We start from the raw sequence: 3,916 nt of genomic DNA on the forward strand, positions 1-3,916 counted from the left end.
AAAAAGAGGTGTTGACAGCAGCGTGTAACGCTGTAGAATTCGCCTCCCGCTAACGAGAGATCGTAAGCGCAAGTGGTTGAAGTTGTTGAAGAAATCTTCGAAAGCTTCTGAAAATAATCACTTGACAGCAAATGAGGCTGCTGTAGAATGCGCGCCTCGGTTGAGACGAAAGATCTTAACCAACCGCTCTTTAACAACTGAATCAAGCAATTCGTGTGGGTGCTTGTGGAGTCAGACTGATAGTCAACAAGATTATCAGCATCACAAGTTACTCCGCGAGAAATCAAAGATGTAACCAACGATTGCTGAGCCAAGTTTAGGGTTTCTTAAAAACCCAAAGATGTTTGAACTGAAGAGTTTGATCATGGCTCAGATTGAACGCTGGCGGCAGGCCTAACACATGCAAGTCGAGCGGTAGAGAGAAGCTTGCTTCTCTTGAGAGCGGCGGACGGGTGAGTAATGCCTAGGAATCTGCCTGGTAGTGGGGGATAACGTTCGGAAACGGACGCTAATACCGCATACGTCCTACGGGAGAAAGCAGGGGACCTTCGGGCCTTGCGCTATCAGATGAGCCTAGGTCGGATTAGCTAGTTGGTGGGGTAATGGCTCACCAAGGCGACGATCCGTAACTGGTCTGAGAGGATGATCAGTCACACTGGAACTGAGACACGGTCCAGACTCCTACGGGAGGCAGCAGTGGGGAATATTGGACAATGGGCGAAAGCCTGATCCAGCCATGCCGCGTGTGTGAAGAAGGTCTTCGGATTGTAAAGCACTTTAAGTTGGGAGGAAGGGCAGTTACCTAATACGTATCTGTTTTGACGTTACCGACAGAATAAGCACCGGCTAACTCTGTGCCAGCAGCCGCGGTAATACAGAGGGTGCAAGCGTTAATCGGAATTACTGGGCGTAAAGCGCGCGTAGGTGGTTTGTTAAGTTGGATGTGAAATCCCCGGGCTCAACCTGGGAACTGCATTCAAAACTGACTGACTAGAGTATGGTAGAGGGTGGTGGAATTTCCTGTGTAGCGGTGAAATGCGTAGATATAGGAAGGAACACCAGTGGCGAAGGCGACCACCTGGACTAATACTGACACTGAGGTGCGAAAGCGTGGGGAGCAAACAGGATTAGATACCCTGGTAGTCCACGCCGTAAACGATGTCAACTAGCCGTTGGAAGCCTTGAGCTTTTAGTGGCGCAGCTAACGCATTAAGTTGACCGCCTGGGGAGTACGGCCGCAAGGTTAAAACTCAAATGAATTGACGGGGGCCCGCACAAGCGGTGGAGCATGTGGTTTAATTCGAAGCAACGCGAAGAACCTTACCAGGCCTTGACATCCAATGAACTTTCCAGAGATGGATTGGTGCCTTCGGGAACATTGAGACAGGTGCTGCATGGCTGTCGTCAGCTCGTGTCGTGAGATGTTGGGTTAAGTCCCGTAACGAGCGCAACCCTTGTCCTTAGTTACCAGCACGTAATGGTGGGCACTCTAAGGAGACTGCCGGTGACAAACCGGAGGAAGGTGGGGATGACGTCAAGTCATCATGGCCCTTACGGCCTGGGCTACACACGTGCTACAATGGTCGGTACAGAGGGTTGCCAAGCCGCGAGGTGGAGCTAATCCCATAAAACCGATCGTAGTCCGGATCGCAGTCTGCAACTCGACTGCGTGAAGTCGGAATCGCTAGTAATCGCGAATCAGAATGTCGCGGTGAATACGTTCCCGGGCCTTGTACACACCGCCCGTCACACCATGGGAGTGGGTTGCACCAGAAGTAGCTAGTCTAACCTTCGGGAGGACGGTTACCACGGTGTGATTCATGACTGGGGTGAAGTCGTAACAAGGTAGCCGTAGGGGAACCTGCGGCTGGATCACCTCCTTAATCGACGACATCAGCTGCTCCATAAGTTCCCACACGAATTGCTTGATTCATTGAAGAAGACGATAAAGAAGCAGCCCGAAATTGGGTCTGTAGCTCAGTTGGTTAGAGCGCACCCCTGATAAGGGTGAGGTCGGCAGTTCGAATCTGCCCAGACCCACCAATTTTGTGTGGGAAACGCCTGTAGAAATACGGGGCCATAGCTCAGCTGGGAGAGCGCCTGCCTTGCACGCAGGAGGTCAACGGTTCGATCCCGTTTGGCTCCACCACTACTGCTTCTGTTTGTTGAAAGCTTAGAAATGAGCATTCCATCGTGACGATGGTGAATGTTGATTTCTAGTCTTTGATTAGATCGTTCTTTAAAAATTTGGGTATGTGATAGAAAGATAGACTGAACGTTACTTTCACTGGTAACGGATCAGGCTAAGGTAAAATTTGTGAGTTCTCTTAGTTGAGAAATTCGAATTTTCGGCGAATGTTGTCTTCACAGTATAACCAGATTGCTTGGGGTTATATGGTCAAGTGAAGAAGCGCATACGGTGGATGCCTTGGCAGTCAGAGGCGATGAAAGACGTGGTAGCCTGCGAAAAGCTTCGGGGAGTCGGCAAACAGACTTTGATCCGGAGATGTCTGAATGGGGGAACCCAGCCATCATAAGATGGTTATCTTGTACTGAATACATAGGTGCAAGAAGCGAACCAGGGGAACTGAAACATCTAAGTACCCTGAGGAAAAGAAATCAACCGAGATTCCCTTAGTAGTGGCGAGCGAACGGGGACTAGCCCTTAAGTGGCTTTGAGATTAGCGGAACGCTCTGGAAAGTGCGGCCATAGTGGGTGATAGCCCTGTACGCGAAAATCTCTTAGTCATGAAATCGAGTAGGACGGAGCACGAGAAACTTTGTCTGAATATGGGGGGACCATCCTCCAAGGCTAAATACTACTGACTGACCGATAGTGAACTAGTACCGTGAGGGAAAGGCGAAAAGAACCCCGGAGAGGGGAGTGAAATAGATCCTGAAACCGTATGCGTACAAGCAGTGGGAGCAGACTTTGTTCTGTGACTGCGTACCTTTTGTATAATGGGTCAGCGACTTATTTTCAGTGGCGAGCTTAACCGAATAGGGGAGGCGTAGCGAAAGCGAGTCTTAATAGGGCGTCTAGTCGCTGGGAATAGACCCGAAACCGGGCGATCTATCCATGGGCAGGTTGAAGGTTGGGTAACACTAACTGGAGGACCGAACCGACTACCGTTGAAAAGTTAGCGGATGACCTGTGGATCGGAGTGAAAGGCTAATCAAGCTCGGAGATAGCTGGTTCTCCTCGAAAGCTATTTAGGTAGCGCCTCATGTATCACTGTAGGGGGTAGAGCACTGTTTCGGCTAGGGGGTCATCCCGACTTACCAAACCGATGCAAACTCCGAATACCTACAAGTGCCGAGCATGGGAGACACACGGCGGGTGCTAACGTCCGTCGTGAAAAGGGAAACAACCCAGACCGTCAGCTAAGGTCCCAAAGTTATGGTTAAGTGGGAAACGATGTGGGAAGGCTTAGACAGCTAGGAGGTTGGCTTAGAAGCAGCCACCCTTTAAAGAAAGCGTAATAGCTCACTAGTCGAGTCGGCCTGCGCGGAAGATGTAACGGGGCTCAAACCATACACCGAAGCTACGGGTATCACGTAAGTGATGCGGTAGAGGAGCGTTCTGTAAGCCTGTGAAGGTGAGTTGAGAAGCTTGCTGGAGGTATCAGAAGTGCGAATGCTGACATGAGTAACGACAATGGGTGTGAAAAACACCCACGCCGAAAGACCAAGGTTTCCTGCGCAACGTTAATCGACGCAGGGTTAGTCGGTCCCTAAGGCGAGGCTGAAAAGCGTAGTCGATGGAAAACAGGTTAATATTCCTGTACTTCTGGTTATTGCGATGGAGGGACGGAGAAGGCTAGGCCAGCTTGGCGTTGGTTGTCCAAGTTTAAGGTGGTAGGCTGAGATCTTAGGTAAATCCGGGATCTTAAGGCCGAGAGCTGATGACGAGTTA

2 tRNA genes and 2 rRNA genes are annotated in these 3,916 nt (G+C 50.4%); all 4 read left to right on the forward strand.

Features of this window, described 5'->3' with window-relative positions:
• Nucleotides 1–346 precede the first annotated feature (346 nt).
• Nucleotides 347–1,883 (forward strand): 16S ribosomal RNA (locus IB241_RS27255).
• A gap of 83 nt (nucleotides 1,884–1,966) precedes the next feature.
• Nucleotides 1,967–2,043 (forward strand) — tRNA-Ile (locus IB241_RS27260).
• Nucleotides 2,044–2,073: 30 nt separating this feature from the next.
• Nucleotides 2,074–2,149: transfer RNA gene (locus IB241_RS27265), tRNA-Ala, on the forward strand.
• Between the two features lie 247 nt (nucleotides 2,150–2,396).
• Nucleotides 2,397–3,916 (forward strand): 23S ribosomal RNA (locus IB241_RS27270); the annotation flags it as partial.

This window comes from Pseudomonas sp. PDM05 (genome assembly GCF_014851685.1).
Lineage (GTDB): Bacteria > Pseudomonadota > Gammaproteobacteria > Pseudomonadales > Pseudomonadaceae > Aquipseudomonas.